16 protein-coding genes are annotated in these 15943 nt (G+C 73.0%); 7 read left to right on the forward strand and 9 right to left on the reverse strand.

Features of this window, described 5'->3' with window-relative positions:
• Positions 1–39 precede the first annotated feature (39 nt).
• Together AB0D85_RS19185 and AB0D85_RS19190 are read left to right on the forward strand one after the other, a co-directional pair.
• Positions 40–1086: a LacI family DNA-binding transcriptional regulator gene (locus AB0D85_RS19185; protein ID WP_362321499.1), complete on the forward strand. Its 1047-nt coding sequence runs from the start codon at positions 40–42 to the stop codon at positions 1084–1086.
• Between the two features lie 122 nt (positions 1087–1208).
• Positions 1209–2645: a benzaldehyde dehydrogenase gene (locus AB0D85_RS19190; protein ID WP_362321501.1), complete on the forward strand. Its 1437-nt coding sequence runs from the start codon at positions 1209–1211 to the stop codon at positions 2643–2645.
• Between the two features lie 27 nt (positions 2646–2672).
• Here the strand turns inward: AB0D85_RS19190 and trxA are convergent, their stop codons facing one another.
• On the reverse strand, positions 2673–3053 hold the full coding sequence (trxA, locus tag AB0D85_RS19195; protein WP_362321503.1) for a thioredoxin: 381 nt from the start codon (positions 3051–3053) through the stop codon (positions 2673–2675).
• Positions 3054–3187: 134 nt separating this feature from the next.
• Here trxA and AB0D85_RS19200 point away from each other — a divergent pair, with 134 nt between their 5' ends.
• Positions 3188–4615, forward strand: coding sequence for an NAD(P)/FAD-dependent oxidoreductase (locus AB0D85_RS19200; protein ID WP_362321505.1), 1428 nt, complete (start codon positions 3188–3190; stop codon positions 4613–4615).
• An 88-nt stretch (positions 4616–4703) separates the two neighbouring features.
• On the opposite strand, the gene AB0D85_RS19205 is transcribed toward AB0D85_RS19200, so the two are convergent.
• Entirely contained in the window at positions 4704–5348 is a 645-nt protein-coding gene (locus AB0D85_RS19205) for a peptide deformylase (protein ID WP_362321507.1), read from the reverse strand.
• A 123-nt stretch (positions 5349–5471) separates the two neighbouring features.
• Between AB0D85_RS19205 and AB0D85_RS19210 the strand changes: the two genes are divergently transcribed.
• The 3 genes from AB0D85_RS19210 (at position 5472) to AB0D85_RS19220 (ending at position 8323) form a co-directional block, all read left to right on the forward strand.
• Positions 5472–6884, forward strand: coding sequence for a PepSY-associated TM helix domain-containing protein (locus tag AB0D85_RS19210; RefSeq protein ID WP_362321509.1), 1413 nt, complete (start codon positions 5472–5474; stop codon positions 6882–6884).
• Positions 6885–6979: 95 nt separating this feature from the next.
• Positions 6980–7396 carry a BlaI/MecI/CopY family transcriptional regulator gene (locus AB0D85_RS19215; protein WP_362321511.1) on the forward strand — a complete coding sequence of 139 codons (417 nt, stop codon included), beginning with the start codon at positions 6980–6982 and terminating at the stop codon, positions 7394–7396.
• Between the two features lie 6 nt (positions 7397–7402).
• A complete protein-coding gene (locus tag AB0D85_RS19220; RefSeq protein WP_362321513.1) occupies positions 7403–8323 on the forward strand; it encodes a M56 family metallopeptidase in 921 nt (306 codons plus the stop codon).
• A 48-nt stretch (positions 8324–8371) separates the two neighbouring features.
• On the opposite strand, the gene AB0D85_RS19225 is transcribed toward AB0D85_RS19220, so the two are convergent.
• The 6 genes from AB0D85_RS19225 to AB0D85_RS19250 are packed head-to-tail and all read right to left on the reverse strand — an operon-like array spanning position 8372 to position 13971.
• A complete protein-coding gene (locus tag AB0D85_RS19225) occupies positions 8372–8719 on the reverse strand; it encodes a tetratricopeptide repeat protein (RefSeq protein ID WP_362321515.1) in 348 nt (115 codons plus the stop codon).
• Between the two features lie 53 nt (positions 8720–8772).
• On the reverse strand, positions 8773–9621 hold the full coding sequence (locus tag AB0D85_RS19230; RefSeq protein ID WP_362321517.1) for an STM4011 family radical SAM protein: 849 nt from the start codon (positions 9619–9621) through the stop codon (positions 8773–8775).
• Between the two features lie 10 nt (positions 9622–9631).
• Positions 9632–10978 carry an STM4012 family radical SAM protein gene (locus AB0D85_RS19235; RefSeq protein WP_362321520.1) on the reverse strand — a complete coding sequence of 449 codons (1347 nt, stop codon included), beginning with the start codon at positions 10976–10978 and terminating at the stop codon, positions 9632–9634.
• Complete coding sequence (locus AB0D85_RS19240) at positions 10975–11790, reverse strand: STM4013/SEN3800 family hydrolase (protein WP_362321979.1); 816 nt, start codon at positions 11788–11790, stop codon at positions 10975–10977. The genes AB0D85_RS19235 and AB0D85_RS19240 overlap by 4 nt, the downstream gene beginning before the upstream one ends.
• A gap of 7 nt (positions 11791–11797) precedes the next feature.
• On the reverse strand, positions 11798–13000 hold the full coding sequence (locus AB0D85_RS19245; RefSeq protein ID WP_362321522.1) for an STM4014 family protein: 1203 nt from the start codon (positions 12998–13000) through the stop codon (positions 11798–11800).
• An 11-nt stretch (positions 13001–13011) separates the two neighbouring features.
• A complete protein-coding gene (locus tag AB0D85_RS19250; protein WP_362321524.1) occupies positions 13012–13971 on the reverse strand; it encodes an STM4015 family protein in 960 nt (319 codons plus the stop codon).
• A 217-nt stretch (positions 13972–14188) separates the two neighbouring features.
• On the opposite strand from AB0D85_RS19250, the gene AB0D85_RS19255 reads away from it, so the two are divergent.
• Positions 14189–15034, forward strand: a complete 846-nt coding sequence (locus AB0D85_RS19255) for a chitosanase (protein WP_362321526.1) — start codon at positions 14189–14191, stop codon at positions 15032–15034.
• A 56-nt stretch (positions 15035–15090) separates the two neighbouring features.
• Here the strand turns inward: AB0D85_RS19255 and AB0D85_RS19260 are convergent, their stop codons facing one another.
• Positions 15091–15897 carry an SAM-dependent methyltransferase gene (locus AB0D85_RS19260; protein ID WP_362321528.1) on the reverse strand — a complete coding sequence of 269 codons (807 nt, stop codon included), beginning with the start codon at positions 15895–15897 and terminating at the stop codon, positions 15091–15093.
• Between the last annotated feature and the right edge of the window lie 46 nt (positions 15898–15943).

Consider the following 15943-nt stretch of genomic DNA (forward strand, 5'->3'; position numbering starts at 1 on the left):
CTTGCCCCGCCGGTCCCCCCTTCCCGGCCTTCTGCCAAGATGCGGTACGTCATGGTGCAGATACCGAAACCGCCCTCGGCGGCGTCGCCGACACCGCACTCGGTCCCCACGAGTGCCGATGTGGCCCGTCTGGCCGGCGTCTCCCGCGCGACCGTCTCCTACGTCCTCAACAACACCAGCGCCGTACGGATCAGCGAGCCCACCCGCCGCCGCGTCCGCCAGGCCGCCAAGGAACTCGGGTACGTCCCCCATGCGGCCGCCCGCAGCCTGCGCGCCGGGCACAGCCGGATGGTCCTGATGTCCGCCCCGGCCATCGCGATGGGCGAGCTGTACGGCCGGTTCATCAACGACCTCCAGTGGGCCCTGAGCCGCCTCGACTACACGGTCGTCCAGTACAGCACCGCGGGCCTGCGCGGCGACGAAGCCGCCCGCGCCTGGGCCGAGTTGAGGCCGGTGGCCGTGCTGGTCCCGGACGTCGAGGTCGGTTCTGAGGGCGTCGCCGTCCTCAAGCGGGCCGGTGCCCGCGCCGTGGTCACCTTCGGCCCCGAGCGGGTCGACGGCGCCCACGCCCTGCTGATGGACCACGACGCCGTCGGCCGCTGCGCCGGCGCCCATCTCCACGCCCGCGGCCGGCGCCGCATCGGCGTGGTCGTCCCCGAGGAGACCGGCCTGGACACCTACTCCCGGCCCCGCGTCGAGGGCCTGCGCGAGGCCCTGCGCGGCACCGACGCCACGGTGACCGAGCTCCCGCTCGCCTGCACGGAGGAGTCGGCGGCCGAACTCGCCGCCCGCTGGCCGGAGTTGGGGATCGACGGGGTGTTCGCGTACAACGACGAGTACGCGATGCTGTTCATGCGCGCACTCCAGGACGAGGGCGTCCGCATCCCCGAGGACATCGCTGTGGTCGGCGCCGACGACCTGATGCTCGGCCGGCTGCTGCGGCCCCGGCTCTCCACCGTCCATATCGACCTGCCGTCCGGCCGTGACCTCGCCGAACTCGTCGACCGCGCGGTGCGCGACTCGGGCGGCGAACCGGAGACGCACAAGGTGCTCGGCGCCTCGGTGGTCCAACGCGACTCCAGCTGATGGGTCACCCTGGTCGGGGGCGGTGCATTTCCGGACCCCCTGGCTAGGATGTTGCGCGCTCAACCAAACGGCTCATGGGTGCCTTGGGCCGCGCAACCCCGGTGATCGATCGGAGAGCCGTCATGCCGTTGCTCGACCCGAAGACCTGGCAGGCAAGCACCCTGTCCGGCCCGCAGTACGCCGTCACCGAGCCCGCCACCGGCGACACGCTCGGCACGGTCGTCCTCGCCGCCCCCGCCGACGTCTCCCGGACCGCCACGGCCGCCCGTGCCGCACAGCGCGACTGGGCCCGGACACCGCACTTCGTCCGGGCCCAAGTGCTGCGCAGGGCGGGCGACCTGTTCACGGAGCACGCCGACGAACTGCGGGAGTGGATCGTCCGCGAGTCCGGCTCGATACCCGGCAAGGCGGACTTCGAACTGCACGTCGCCGCCCAGGAGTGCTACGAGGCCGCCGCCCTCGCCTCCCGCCCGGCCGGCCAGGTACTGCCCAGCGAGGCGCCCCGGCTGTCGTACACCCGCCGGATCCCGGTCGGCGTGGTCGGGGTGATCTCGCCGTTCAACGCGCCGCTGATCCTGTCCATACGATCCGTCGCGCCCGCCCTCGCCCTGGGCAACGGGGTCGTCCTGAAGCCGGATCCGCGCACCGCCGTCTGCGGCGGCCTCGCGCTCGCCGCCGTGTTCGCCGAGGCCGGGCTGCCCGACGGGCTCCTGCACGTGCTGCCCGGCGGGGCCGACGTCGGTGCCGCCCTGGTCGAGGACCCGCGGGTGCCGGTCATCTCCTTCACCGGCTCGACCGCGGCCGGCCGCGCGGTCGGCGAGGCGGCGGGCCGCCATCTCAAGCGCGCCCATCTCGAACTCGGCGGCAACTCCGCCCTGATCGTCCTGGAGGACGCCGACCTCGACGCGGTCATCTCCACGGCCGCCTGGGGATCCTTCTTCCACCAGGGCCAGATCTGCATGACCACCGGACGGCACCTGGTGCACGACTCGCTGGTGGAGGAGTACGTCGAACGCCTCGCCGCCAAGGCCGACTCGCTCGCCGTCGGAGACCCGTTCCGCGAGCAGGTCCACCTCGGCCCGATCATCGACAGCGGTCAACTCGCCAAGATCCACGGCCTGGTGGAGTCGAGCACCGCCCACGGCGCACGACTCGCGGCCGGCGGCACCCATGAGGACCTCTTCTACCGGCCCACGGTCCTGACCGTCGTCGACGACCGGACACCCGCCTACGCGGAGGAGGTCTTCGGACCGGTCGCGCCGGTCCGCGCCTTCGCCGACGCGGACGAGGCCGCCGCGCTCGCGGCCGACAGCTCCTACGGCCTCTCCCTCGGCATCGTCACCCGGGACACCGCACGCGGACTCGACCTCGCCGAACGCATCCCGACCGGCATCGTCCACATCAACGACCAGACCGTGAACGACGAGGCCGTGGCCCCCTTCGGCGGAGTCGCCGCCTCCGGCACCGGAGTCCGGTTCGGCGGCGAGTCCAACCTGGAGGCCTTCACCGACGTGCGCTGGACGACCGTACGCGGAGACGTGGCGCCGTACCCCTTCTAACCCCGGTTACAAGGTGTCACTCGCGGGTCACTCGCCCTGGGCGCCGGCCTGCTGTGCGGCGATGCTCTTGCGGACCTCGTCCATGTCCAGCTTGCGGGCCTGGCCGATGACGTCCGCCAGGGCGGCCTCCGGCAGGGCGCCCGGCTGGGCGTACACGGCGACCTGGTCGCGGACGATCATCAGGGTCGGGATCGACTGGATGTCGAAGGCCGCGGCCAGCTCCGGCTGGGCCTCGGTGTCGACCTTGGCGAAGACCAGGTCGGGGTTGGCCTCCGCCGCCTTCTCGTAGACCGGGGCGAACATCCGGCACGGGCCGCACCAGGACGCCCAGAAGTCGATGAGAACGAACTCGTTCTCGGTGACCGTCCGGTCGAAGTTCTCCTTGGTGAGCTCCACGGTGCTGCTCATGCGTGCTTCCCTCTTCCTGATGTGGGGGCGACCCGGTGTGGGGCGAAACCGCTGGCGACAACATGTCCGGCCGGGCAGGTATTCCGCCCCCTACCCGTGTGGCCCGAGCGCACACCACCCGCAAGACTGACCCCATGACGGAAACGGAATCCATCGCTTACGACGTCGTGGTGCTCGGGGCCGGGCCCGTGGGGGAGAACGTGGCCGACCGCACCCGTGCGGCCGGTCTCACCACCGCGGTCGTGGAGAGCGAACTCGTCGGCGGCGAGTGCTCGTACTGGGCGTGCATGCCCAGCAAGGCCCTGCTGCGCCCGGTCATCGCCCAGTCCGACGCCCGCCACCTGCCCGGCCTCGGCCAGGCGGTCCAGGGCCCCCTCGACACCCCCGCGGTCCTCGCCCGCCGCAACTACTTCACCTCGAACTGGAAGGACGACGGCCAGGTCGCCTGGCTCGACGGCATCGGTGCCGACCTCCACCGCGGCCACGGCCGCCTCGCCGGCCCCCGCACGGTCACCGTGACCGGCCCCGACGGCACGCTCACCACGCTCACCGCCCGGCACGCGGTCGCCGTCGCCACCGGCACCCGCGCCCTGCTGCCCGACCTGCCCGGACTCGCCGAGGTCAAGCCCTGGACCAGTCGCGAGGCCACCAGCGCCCAGGAGGCACCCGGACGGCTGATCGTCGTCGGCGGCGGTGTCGTCGCCACCGAGATGGCCACCGCCTGGCAGGCCCTCGGCTCCCAGGTCACCCTCCTGGTCCGTGGCAAGGGCCTGCTCAACCGCATGGAGCCGTTCGCCGGCGAACTCGTGGCCGACGCGCTCAAGGAGGCGGGCGTCGACGTCCGCACCGGTACCTCCGTCCGGTCGGTGACCCGCGAGAACGGCACCGTCGTGGCCGTGACCGACAGCGGCGACCGTATCGAGGCCGACGAGATCCTCTTCGCCACGGGGCGCGTTCCGCACACCGACGACATCGGCCTCGACACGGTCGGTCTGGAGCCGGGCTCGTGGCTGTCGGCCGACGACAGCCTGCTGGTCGAGGGCACCGACTGGCTCTACGCCGTCGGGGACGTCAACCACCGGGCGCTCCTCACCCACCAGGGCAAGTACCAGGCCCGGATCGCGGGCGCCGCCATCGCCGCGCGCGCCGCGGGTACGCCGCTGCTGGACGCGCCGTGGGGTGCGCATGCGGCCACCGCCGACCACGGCGCCGTGCCGCAGGTCGTCTTCACCGACCCCGAGGCGGCGGCCGTCGGGATCTCCCTCGCGGAGGCGGAGCAGGCCGGCCACCGGGTGCGGGCCGTCGACGTCGAGTTCTCGTCGGTCGCCGGAGCGGGGCTGTACGCCGACGGGTACAAGGGGCGCGCCCGCATGGTCGTCGACCTGGACTCGGAGACCCTGCGCGGAGTCACGTTCGTGGGGCCGGGGGTGGGCGAGCTGATCCACTCGGCGACGGTCGCCGTGGCCGGTGAGGTGCCGATCAGCCGGTTGTGGCATGCGGTGCCGTCTTATCCGACGTTGAGTGAGGTGTGGTTGCGGCTGCTTGAGGCGTATCGGGGGTAGGGCCGAAGGGGGGATGGGGCGTGGGTTGTCTGCGGGCCGGTGGGGGCTGGTCGCGCAGTTCCCCGCGCCCCTGGCGGGGCGCTGCAGCTCACGGCAGTTCGAAGCCCAGCTCCTCTGCTGCCGCCTTGGGAGTCGGCTCGGTCCAGCGCCTCGCCATTTCCTCGGTGGACGACAGTGAGCGCAGTTCCGCGCGGTCCAGGTACAGCATGCCGTCGAGGTGGTCGGTCTCGTGCTGGACGATGCGGGCAGGCCAGCCCGTGAACAACTCGTCCACCGCGCCGCCGTGTTCGTCCTGGCCGCGCAGTCGTACCTCGGCGTGCCGGGCCACCACCGCCTGCCAGCCCGGCACGCTCAGGCAGCCCTCGAAGAAGGCGGCGCGGGTGGTGCCCACGGGCTCGTAGGCCGGGTTGACCAGCACCCGGAAGGGCTGCGGGACCCGGCCCCGGGCCACCGCCACCTCCTCCGGCACCGGTGCAGGGTCCTCGATGACCGCGATCCGGAGCGGGACGCCGACCTGGGGCGCCGCGAGGCCCACGCCCGGTGCCGCGTGCATGGTGACGCGCAGCGCCTCGATGAAACGGGCCAGCAGCTCGGGGCCCAACTGGCCGTCGTACGGCTCGGTTCCGCGCCGCAGGACCGGGTCGCCGGCCGCGACGATGGTCAACGGGCCGTCGACGGCGAGGAGTTGCTCGACCCGCTCGGCAAGGGGTGCGCGATCACTGGGGGATGCCATCGCGCAAGCATGACACGGCGGAGAGTGTGACGCGGGTCACTTCGGCTGCCGGGAACTCGGTCCCTGCACCTCCCGACTACTGGACCGTCACCGCTCAGCCCCGAGTCCCCGGAGAACCCCGCCATGTCCACCGCTCCCTCGACTGCCACGGACGAGGCCCCGCAACCCACCGCCCCGGCCGTGTCGCCGAGCCGCTGGGCCCCGCTGCGCCCCCTCGTCCTGCGCCTGCACTTCTACGCCGGCGTCCTGGTCGCCCCCTTCCTGCTCGTCGCCGCCGTCACCGGCCTGCTGTACGCCTTCTCCTTCCAGGCCGAGAAGCTGGTGTACGCCCATGAGCTGACCGTCCCGGTGGGGAAGACCGAGCTGCCGATCTCCGAGCAGGTCGCCGCGGCCCGCAAGGCCCACCCCGAGGGGACCGTCTCCGCGATACGGCCCGCTCCGGAGGCGGATGCGACCACCAGGGTGCTGCTGTCGGGGGTGAAGGGCGTCGCCGCGGACCACACCCTCGCCGTGTTCGTCGACCCGTACACCGGCAAGGTGCGCGGCGCGCTCGAACAGTACGGCTCGACCGGCGCGCTGCCGCTGCGCACCTGGATCGACGAACTCCACCGCGATCTCCACCTCGGCGACACCGGCCGGCTCTACAGCGAGTTCGCGGCCAGCTGGCTGTGGGTGATCTCGGGCGGCGGCCTGGTGCTGTGGTTCTCCCGGCGGCGGGCGCTGCGCACGGTGCGCGGCACCAGCGGGCGGCGGCGCACCCTCGGTCTGCACGGCAGCGTCGGCGTCTGGGCGGCGGCCGGGTTCGTCTTCCTGTCGGCGACCGGCCTGACCTGGTCCACCTACGCCGGCGCCAACATCGACGAGCTGCGCACCTCCCTCGGCCAGGCCACCCCGTCCGTGTCGGCGGCCGCGAGCGGCGGCGAGCACGCGGGCCACGACATGGCGTCCATGACCGGCGGCGACGCCGAACACGGGGTCGGCCTCGACAAGGTGCTGGCCGCCGCCCGCGCGAAGGGGCTGGGCGACCCCGTCGAGATCGTCCCGCCCGCCGACGCGAACAGCACGTACGTCGTGAAGCAGGTCCAGCGGAGCTGGCCCGAGAAGCAGGACTCGGTCGCCGTCGACCCGAACACCGGCAAGGTGACCGACGTGCTCCGCTTCGCCGACTATCCGGTGCTCGCCAAACTCACCCGCTGGGGCATCGACCTGCACACCGGCATCCTCTTCGGCATCGTCAACCAGCTCGCCCTGGCCCTGCTCGCCCTCTCCCTGATCCTGCTGATCCTGTGGGGCTACCGCATGTGGTGGCAGCGCGGCCGCGGCTCCGCCTTCGGCAGGCCGATCCCGCGCGGGGCCTGGGCGGAGGTCCCGCCGTACCTCCTCGTCCCGGCGATGGCGCTGATCGCGGTACTGGGCTACTTCGTCCCGCTGCTCGGCATCCCGCTGGCCGCCTTCCTCGCCGTGGACATCGTGCTCGGCGAGATCGCGCACCGCCGCGGACAGCGGACGTACGGGGGCCGGGCCGGCGTGAAGTAGCGTGGTCAGACACGCCCTGGTGCGTGTCAGCACACGCGTACACCGACTGCGGCGCCCCGGAGGCGAACCGAGCCCAGGAAAGGGGAGACGGGACTATGGAGCGCGCCCGGCGCGGGCAGGGGGAGCTGGAGGGGCAGGTGCTCGGCGCGCTGCGGGAGGCCGACGGTCCCGTCACCGCAGCCTGGGTGCAGGAGCGGCTCGGCGGCGACCTCGCCTACACCACCGTGGTGACCATCCTGACCCGGCTGCTCGCCAAGGACGTCGTCGCCCGCGAACGGCAGGGCCGCTCCTTCCTGTGGACGCCGACCGCCGACGTGGCCCGGCTCGCCGCCCTGCGGATGCGCCGGCTCCTCGACGGCGAGCGGGACCGCGAGGCCGTCCTGGCGAGCTTCGTCACCGCCCTGCCGCCCGGTGACGAGCGGGTGCTGCGGGCCCTGCTGGATGCCGCCGGACCGGGCCCGGTGACCACCCGGAACACCGCGGCCACGGACCACGGCGGTACGGAAGACTGACGGTTCATGGGGGTCTTCGTCTTCCTGCCGCTGGTCCTGCCGCTGACCGCCTGGCCCGTCGCCCGGCTGGCCGAGGGGCGGCTGCACCCGCGCACCGCCACCCGGCTGCTCACCGCGGTGGCCCTGGTCATGGCCGTGTGCAGCACGCTCTGCCTGGCGCTGCTGATGGTGGTCGGCACCGCCCAGCTCCCCGGCAATCCCCTCCCCGACGGCTGGTCCGACCCGGAGGTACGGGCCGCCGTCCCGCACGACGAGATCGTGGGGCGCGCCGCCATCCCGGCGCTCGGCACGGTCGCCGTACTCGGCGGCCGCACCCTCCACCGGCACCGCCGGGTCACCCGGCTGGCCCGCCGGGCACTGACCGGACTGCCCGGCCGGGCGGTCTCCGTGCTGCCCGACAGCGCGCCCTACGCCTACGCGCTCCCCGACCGCATCGTCGTCACCACCGCGCTTCTCCACGGCCTCGCACCCGGCGAACGCCGGGCCCTGTTCGCCCATGAACGCGCCCATGTCGCCGCCCGGCACCACCGGCATCTGCTCGCCGTGCACCTGGCGGCCCGCGCCAACCCCTTCCTGCGGCCGTTGCGCACCGCCGTCGTCTACACGGCCGAGCGCTGGGCGGACGAGGAGGCGGCCCGGACGGTGGGGGACCGGCACACGGTGGCGCGGGCCATCGGCAAGGCGGCGCTGCTGTCGACGGGCACCCCGGCCCCGACCCTGGCCGCGCTGGCCGCCACCGGCCCGGTGCCGCGCCGGGTCGCCGCGCTGCTGGGCCCGGCCCCGACGGCCCACGACTGGCCGTCGGCTTTCACCGCGGCCGGCCTCGCCGTCTGGGGCGCGGCCGCGGGCGCCCTGGTATCGGCGATGTCCTCGGCGAACTCGGCGGTCACCCTGTTCCTGATCCTGCAGGCGGCCACGCCGTTGTGACGGCCGAAGGGCCCCGGACATGTCCGGGGCCCTTCGGCGGACCGCTGCTCACTCCTGGGGGAAGTCCCCGGCGAGCGCCGAGGCGATCCGCAGATGCGGCTCCGCCTCCTCGTGCCGGGCCTGCCGCTGGAGCGTCCGGCCCAGCATCAGCCGGGCGTAGTGCTCCACCGGGTCGCGCTCGACGATCTCGCGCAACTCGGCCTCCGCGCGGCGCAGTTGGGCCGAGTGGTAGTAGGCGCGCGCCAGCAGCAGCCGGGGTCCGGTCTGCTCCGGCGCCTCCTCGACCAGCCCGGCGAGCACCCGCGCGGCGCCCGCGTAGTCCTTGGCGTCGAAGAACAGCTGAGCACGGTCCCAGCGCTCGGCGGCGGTTCCCTGCTCGTAGTACGTCGTGTCCACTCGTGACCTCCTTCGGTGTCGCCAACGGAACGTGGTGATTGAATATTCCACTACTACTCGAGGGATGCCGGGATGCGCTCCAGGACTCCGCCCGCGAACACGTCGTACAGCGGCAGCGTCTCCAGATGGACATAGCCGATATGGCAGTCGCAGCTGGTCAGCGGGCAGCCGCGGGGGCGCAGGGCGGCGCGGTAGGAGCCGTCGTAGAGGTTGCCGAGCGGGGCGGGGACGAAGTGGCAGCGGCGGACCGTGCCCTCGCCGTCCACGGAGACGACCGACTCGCCGGTCCGGCAGGGCAGCCCCGCGCTGGCGTGCGGATGGCGGCTGTACGGGAAGAGCGGGTCGAGGTCCGTCCACAGGCCGGCCTCCGGATCCGTGTAGCTGTGTCCCTCGGCCGCGTTGACCCAGAGATAGACGTCCTCGGGCAGGTCCGCGCGCAGCCGCCGGGCCGCCGCGAGGTGCTCGGGGAGACCGACGATCCCCACGCTGAAGCGGATGCCCCGGTCGGCGAGGTCACGGCACTTGCCGAGGAAGCGGTCGTAGGGGGTCTGGCCCGGGTGGTAGGTGCACCACAGGGCGAGCGTGGCCGGGTCGGCGTCGGCGAGCCAGTCGGTGCGGCAGCTGAGGTTGGTCTGGATCGCCACCCGGCGGATGTGCGGGAGCCGGGACAGCTCGGCGAGGGTGCGCCGGTACCAGGAGCGGACCAGGCCCTCGCCCCAGGGCGTGAACAGGATCGAGAGCCGGTCGTCGGTCCCCCGCCGCGCCCAGTCCGCGAAGCGGGCCAACGCGGCACGGTCCGCGCGGAGTTGGTCCACGCTGTCGCGCCGCTTGGCGAACGGGCAGTACGGGCAGTCGTAGTCGCAGGAGGCGAGCGGGCCCCGGTAGAGCAGGGTCAGGTCCATGGCCGGGCCGTCACTTCCGCTCGTAGGCGGCCATCGCGGCCCGGACCGCCGGGGAGAACAGCTCGGGGCCGATCGCGTCGGAGTGCGCGAGGCCCTCGGGAGTGAGACGGAGGACGGTGGTGTCCTCGGCGAGCCAGCCGCGGTCGGCGAAGCGGCCGAGTTCCGGGCCGAAGTGGTCGGCCGGGGCGGCGCCGAAGCGGGCGCGGTAGTCGTCGTGGCGCAGGCCCTCCGCCTGGAGCAGGGACTGCAGGAGATGCCGGCGCCGGGCCTCGTCGCCGTCGACACGGCGGCCGATCTCGGCGTACCCGAAGTCCCCGGCCGGGCGGGAGACATAGTCGTCGATGATCCCGCGTATCTCGTGCATGTCCACGGCGTAGTCGAACGAGTAGTGCAGACCCGAGGTGTACGACCGGGCGCCGCAGCCCAGTCCGATCATGCCGTCCGTCTGGCAGGCGTAGTCGTCGGCACCCTGCGGCGGGGCGTCGGCGCGGCGGAACATGCGCATCGACTGCTGGGTGTAGCCGTGGGCGAGGAGATGGTCGCGGCCGGTCCGGTAGAGGCGCAGGCGCTGCGCGTCCCAGGCCGGGTCGGGGTCCGTGGCGGTGCGGCGGCCGAGTCCGGTGAGGGGGCGGACGTAGAGGGGGTAGAGGTACAGCTCCTCGGGGTGCCAGGCGAGGGCCGCGTCCAGCGAGCGCAGCCAGGTCTGCTCCGTCTGGCCGACGATGCCGTAGATCAGGTCGATGTTGAGCACGGGGATACGGGACTCGCGGACCCGGGTCAGGGCGGCCTCCACATCGGCGCGGCGCTGCGGTCGTACGGCCGCCCGTGCCTCGGAGTCCACGAAGCTCTGCACGCCGATGCTGAGCCGGGTGGTGCCGCGCTCGGCGAGCACCGCGAGCCGGTCGGCGGTCGCGGTGGCGGGCGAGGCCTCCACCGACAGCGGCACGGCGCGCAGGTCGGCGCCCATCCGCTGTTCCGCGATGTCGCAGAGCCGGGTCAGTTCCGCGGCGGTGAGGAAGGTCGGGGTGCCGCCGCCGAAGGCCGCCGTGGCGAACCGCACCTCGTCCCCGCCGCCGAGCGCCTCGCGCACGGCGGCGGCCTGGCGCTCCAGGGCGTCCAGGTAGGCGCCGGTCAGGCCGTCGGGGGCGCCGATGCGGGTGAACAGGTTGCAGAAGCCGCAGCGGACCTCGCAGAACGGGATGTGGAGATAGAGGGAGAGCGCGTTCTTCGGCTCGGCGGCCCACAGGTCGCGCAGCGCGGGGCGGTCGGGCAGGCGGCGGTAGGCGGTCTTGTGGGGGTACGCGTAGACGTAGCTCTGGTAGGGGCTCGCCGCGGTCGCGGTGGTCGCTGTGGTCATCGGGCGGCCTCCGCCGGGTCCAGGAAGAAGTGGGCGTACGGCACGGTCCACACGGACTCGTGGCCGAGGCGATGGCCGGTGTAGCCGTCGTCGCCGTAGGCGGTGCCGTGGTCGGAGCAGACGATCGCGAAGCAGCGGCGCCTGCTGCTCGCGGCGGCGAACAGGCGGCCGATGTGCCGGTCCACGTACTCCAGGGCGGCCGCGTGGGTGGCCCGGCTGTCGCCGGCCTCGCGGGTCGCGCCGGGCAGATGGAACCAGTTGGGCTGGTGCAGGGCCGAGACGTTGACGAAGAGGAACAGCCGCTGTTCGTGGGGGAGTTCGCGCACGATCTGTTCGGCGCGGGTCACCTGGTTCTCGAAGGAGTGCGGTGAGGTGACGCCGAACTCCGGTGCCCAGTGCGCCTCGTGGAACAGTCCGGGCAGGACGGAGCCCAGCGGGCCCTGCTGGTTGAAGAAGCCGACGCCGCCGATGCACACGGTGCGGTAGCCGGCCTCGGCGAGGCCGGAGACCAGGTCCGGGGTGTCGTACACGAAGGTGCGGGTGGCCGTGGTCTCGCTGCCCGCGAAGCTCGCCGCGAACAGGCGGGGGTGCGGGCCGGGGGCGGCCGGGGTCGGCAGGAAGCCCGCGAAGATCGCCTGGTGGGAGGCGTAGGTGAAGCTGCCCGGGGCGTGCCGCTTCTCCCAGACCCCGCCGGGGAGATGGCGGGTGAGATGGGGGAGACGGCCCTCGGCGGCGAGTTCCGCGGCGACGTCGTGGCGCAGGGTGTCGAGGGTGACGAGGAGCAGGTCGTGGCTGCCGACCACCTCGTTCATGTCCGGCTCAGCGGCCGGGGCGGGCGAACGCATGCGGGGTTCCTTCTGAGTACGGGTGGTGCGGGTGGTGCGAGGGGGCGAAGCGGCGCAGGGCGGCGCGGACTTGTGCGGCGTAGGTGTCCAGGCCCTCCGCGCCGCTGCCGGGCAGACCGGTGAGGCGGGGGAGCAGGTCGCCGAAGGCGTTCACCTCGCCGACGGCCGCCCGGCGCCAGCCGACGGCCGGGAGCAGATCGACGCCGACGCACAGGGTGCGCGGGAAGCAGGCGGCGGCCCGCTCGCACACGCCGAGCACGTCGGACCAGCGGGCACCGGCCGCCTCGACCGCCTGCCGGGCCGCGTCCAGGTCCCCACGGCGGCCGCCGAGGTGCAGGTTGGTCAGCGGGGAGCGGCTGGTGCGGACGACCGCGTGCGTGGCCCGGCCGCCGACCACGACGACCCGCAGATCGGCGGCCCGCCCCTGCTGGGCGGCCTTCGGCAGCCACCGCTCCAGGTGCAGCCCGTCCGGTGCGAGCGTGTCGACGATCGCGGCGATCTCCGGCTCGCGGTCGTAGCGGCGCACCTTCAGGGAGTTGTGCAGCGTGCCGTCGGCCGCGCGCTCCACCGAGGTGGTCGCCCGGATCCGGCCGCCGCCCGCCGACTCCACCGCGAGCACCCCGGACGCGGACGAACCGTGCGCGGGCTTGACGAACAGCCGGGGCATCCGGTGCTCCCGCATCAGCGCCCGCACGTCGTCCCAGCCGCGCACCGGTGCCGCCCCGGGGCCCGAGGTGGGCGAGGCGGGCACCGGTATTCCGGCCGCGTCCAGGACGGCGTGGCAGCGGCGCTTGTCGAACAGCACGGCGAGGTCGTCCGGGTCGTCGAGGCGCAGGCCGCCGCGCAGGGTGCCCAGCGCGGCGACGAGCCCGGCGTACCAGCGTGCCGATCCCGTCACCCGGGTCGGCTCGCCCGCGCCCCGCAGCAGCCGGTCGACCTCCGTGTTCTCCCCGGGCGAGTCGATCCGGACGATCTCGCCGGCGCCGAACCCGGCCCCGCCGTCGCGCAGTACGTCCCGCCAGGCGACCACCCGGGGCCCGGGAAGCCCGGCGGCCCGGACCGCGTCCGCGAAGAGGGTGACCCGGCGGTTCTCGGGATTGCCGACGACCGCGAACCGCGCGCCTGCCTCAGCGGCCGGTCCCGGACGACCGCCGGGCTCTGCCGGGGTGTTCGGCATGCGTCCGTCCGTCACTCGCCGATGGCGACGTACCGCCACACCGTGCCGTCGTCGTCCTTGTCCTCGTCGGCGTCGTCGCGGTCGAGGTCCACCTCGACGCCGGCGGGTATCAGGGTCGCGCGGACACGGTCCTGGAGCGGCTCGGTCAGGTAGTTGTGGTGGAGGTCGAGCTTCTTGAGGTGGGTGAGCGGACGCCCGTCCAGGAGCGCGGTGGCCCCCTCGTCGGTGAGGACGCCCATGGACAGGTCCAGCACCTCCAGCCGGTCCAGGACCGGGGAGTCGGCCACGGCGGCGGCCACGTCGTCCTGCATCTCGCTGTTGCGCAGGGCCAGATGACGCAGACTCGGCAGCCCGGCGCCGGACAGGATGCCCGCCAGGTCGGCCACCTCGCTGTCGCCGCCGTAGTCGGGGGTGCCCAGCCACAGGTCGAGGCGTTCGAGGGCGGGCAGGTCGCTGGCCCCCACCCCGCGCACCACCTCGGCGGGCAGCCCGCCGGCCTCCATGGTCAGCCGGCGCAGCGCGGTGTGCCGCAGCCCGGTGAGGCGCAGTCCGGAACCGCCGCGCACCCCGAACTCCTCCAGCTCCGGGAAGCCTTCGAGCAGCGGGGTCACATCGGTCTGGTTGATCCAGGAGATCTCGCACTCCTCCATCACCATGTCGCCCAGGAACAGCGCGCGCAGTGCCGGGAGCCGGTCCCGCGCGGCCAGCAGCGCCTCGACCACGGCGGACGGATCGGTGTCGTACGCCTCCTGCCAGGCGCCGACTATCAGCGCCCGCACCCGCGTGGTGTCGACGGCGGTGACGAAGCGGGCGAACGCGTCCGCCCAGTCCTCGTCCGCGTCGTACACGTCACTGGTGATCCGCCAGGCGACGGACTCGGCGTCGGGCAGGTCGCCGGCCGGCGCACCGGGACCGGGAAAGGTGTGCGCACGCAGCCGATACAGGGTGGAGAGGTGCTCATGGATGGTCATACGGCTGCTCCTGTGACGGAATCGAGGGCGCTCGGTGATGATCGCAGTTGTACCAAGCGGCACTGACAACGCGGCGTCCGGCCGGTGAAACCCGTCTTGTTCGACCCTACGAACTTTCTGTGCGACGACTACACAACACCGCCCATCACTGGTAGGAAACCTTCCTATCAGTGAGTGTGCGTCAACTGCCCACCCCCCACCACCTTCTGGAGCCCCCGTGAGGCAACCGAACAACGCCACGACGAACCCCGTCCTGACCTCCCGCCGCACCCTGCTCGCCCTGCTCGGCGCGTCCGCGGCCGGAGCCGTGCTGCTGCGCCCCGCTCATGCCGCCGCCTCCACCGCCGCGAGCTGCGCGGGCCTCGACGACCCGGCGAAGAAGGAGATCGCCATGAAGCTGGTGTCGAGCGCGGAGAACTCCTCGCTCGACTGGAAGGCGCAGTACAAGTACATCGAGGACATCGGCGACGGCCGCGGCTACACCGCCGGGATCATCGGATTCTGCTCCGGCACCGGCGACATGCTCGACCTCGTCCAGCTCTACACCGACCGCAAGCCCGGCAACGTGCTCGCCAAGTACCTGCCGGCGCTGCGCCGGGTCAACGGCAGCGACTCGCACGACGGCCTCGACCCGAACTTCCCCAAGGACTGGCGCAAGGCGGCCCAGGACAGCGCGTTCCAGCAGGCGCAGAACGACGAGCGGGACCGGGTGTACTTCAACCCGGCCGTGAGCCAGGGCAAGACGGACGGGCTGGGCACGCTGGGCCAGTTCACCTACTACGACGCCATCGTCATGCACGGCGACGGCGACGACGCCACCAGCTTCCGCAACATACGCAAGCGCGCCCTGAACAAGGCCAAGCCGCCGGCCCAGGGCGGCGACGAGACGACGTACCTGAACGCCTTCCTCGACGCCCGGGTCTGGGCCATGAAGCAGGAGGAGGCGCACAGCGACACCACCCGGGTCGACACCGAGCAGCGGGTCTTCCTGCGCAAGGGCAACCTGTGCCTGAACACCCCGCTGGACTGGAAGGTCTACGGGGACAGCTACCACATCGACTGACCGGGTCCGGGCTGTCGTACCGTCACGTCACCGTGCGGTACGACAGCCCGCCCGAGCTACGGCTTGATGCCCACCCCGGTCCACAGGCTGACCTCCGCGTCGGTGGCGGTCGGTTCGGCGTCCGGGCGCCAGCGGTGGCCGACGGAGACGCCCGGGTCGAGCAGTTCGAGCCCGTCGAAGAAGCGCTCCACGTCCCCGCGTGAGCGGAACTGCACCGGAGTGCCGGCGCCGTTGTAGATGTCGGTGACCTTCTGCCAGGTCGCCGGGTCGAAGTCGGGCGTGCAGTGGCTCAGCGCGAGCGCGCTGCCCGAGGGGAGCACGTCCAGCAGCCGGGCGACGATGCCGTACGGGTCCTGGGCGTCCGTGACGAAGTGCATCAGGGCGTTGAGGGACAGCGCCACCGGCCGGTCCAGGTCCAGGACCTCGGCCAGCTCGGGGGCGTCCAGCAGCGACTGCGGGTCGTTGACGTCCGCCTCTATGTAGGTGGTGCGGCCCTGCGCCGTGCTGCGCATCAGACGCTCGGCGTACTTGAGGACGAGCGGGTCGTTGTCGGCGTACACCACCCGCGCCTCGGGCACCACGGACTGGGCCACCTGGTGCAGGTTCGGCTCGGTGGGGATGCCGGTGCCGATGTCGAGCCACTGCCGGATGCCGTGCTCCCGGGCGAGGACGCGGGTGGCGCGGTGCATGAAGGCCCGGTTCTCGCGGGCGCAGACGAAGATGCCCGGGTAGGCGGCCGCCACGGTCTCGGCCGCCTTCGTGTCGATGTCGAAGTGGTCCTTGCCGCCGAGGTAGTAGTCGTACATACGGGCGGAGTGGGGCCTGCTGGTGTCGATGTCCCGCGCCGTGTGCGAGGTGCTCATCCTGAACCTTTCAGAGGGGGAGGTGGGGGAGGAGTGGGGAGGGCGG

This window comes from Streptomyces sp. NPDC048277 (assembly GCF_040652235.1).
Classification (GTDB): domain Bacteria; phylum Actinomycetota; class Actinomycetes; order Streptomycetales; family Streptomycetaceae; genus Streptomyces.

Coding starts and splice junctions, on each gene's coding strand:
- AB0D85_RS19200 (WP_362321505.1), top strand. CDS start 3,188: ATGACGGAAACGGAATCCATCGCTTACGACGTCGTGGTGCTCGGGGCC.
- AB0D85_RS19205 (WP_362321507.1), bottom strand. CDS start 5,348: ATGGCATCCCCCAGTGATCGCGCACCCCTTGCCGAGCGGGTCGAGCAA.
- AB0D85_RS19210 (WP_362321509.1), top strand. CDS start 5,472: ATGTCCACCGCTCCCTCGACTGCCACGGACGAGGCCCCGCAACCCACC.
- AB0D85_RS19185 (WP_362321499.1), top strand. CDS start 40: ATGCGGTACGTCATGGTGCAGATACCGAAACCGCCCTCGGCGGCGTCG.
- AB0D85_RS19260 (WP_362321528.1), bottom strand. CDS start 15,897: ATGAGCACCTCGCACACGGCGCGGGACATCGACACCAGCAGGCCCCAC.
- trxA (WP_362321503.1), bottom strand. CDS start 3,053: ATGAGCAGCACCGTGGAGCTCACCAAGGAGAACTTCGACCGGACGGTC.
- AB0D85_RS19215 (WP_362321511.1), top strand. CDS start 6,980: ATGGAGCGCGCCCGGCGCGGGCAGGGGGAGCTGGAGGGGCAGGTGCTC.
- AB0D85_RS19190 (WP_362321501.1), top strand. CDS start 1,209: ATGCCGTTGCTCGACCCGAAGACCTGGCAGGCAAGCACCCTGTCCGGC.
- AB0D85_RS19245 (WP_362321522.1), bottom strand. CDS start 13,000: ATGCCGAACACCCCGGCAGAGCCCGGCGGTCGTCCGGGACCGGCCGCT.
- AB0D85_RS19230 (WP_362321517.1), bottom strand. CDS start 9,621: ATGGACCTGACCCTGCTCTACCGGGGCCCGCTCGCCTCCTGCGACTAC.
- AB0D85_RS19220 (WP_362321513.1), top strand. CDS start 7,403: ATGGGGGTCTTCGTCTTCCTGCCGCTGGTCCTGCCGCTGACCGCCTGG.
- AB0D85_RS19250 (WP_362321524.1), bottom strand. CDS start 13,971: ATGACCATCCATGAGCACCTCTCCACCCTGTATCGGCTGCGTGCGCAC.
- AB0D85_RS19240 (WP_362321979.1), bottom strand. CDS start 11,790: ATGAACGAGGTGGTCGGCAGCCACGACCTGCTCCTCGTCACCCTCGAC.
- AB0D85_RS19235 (WP_362321520.1), bottom strand. CDS start 10,978: ATGACCACAGCGACCACCGCGACCGCGGCGAGCCCCTACCAGAGCTAC.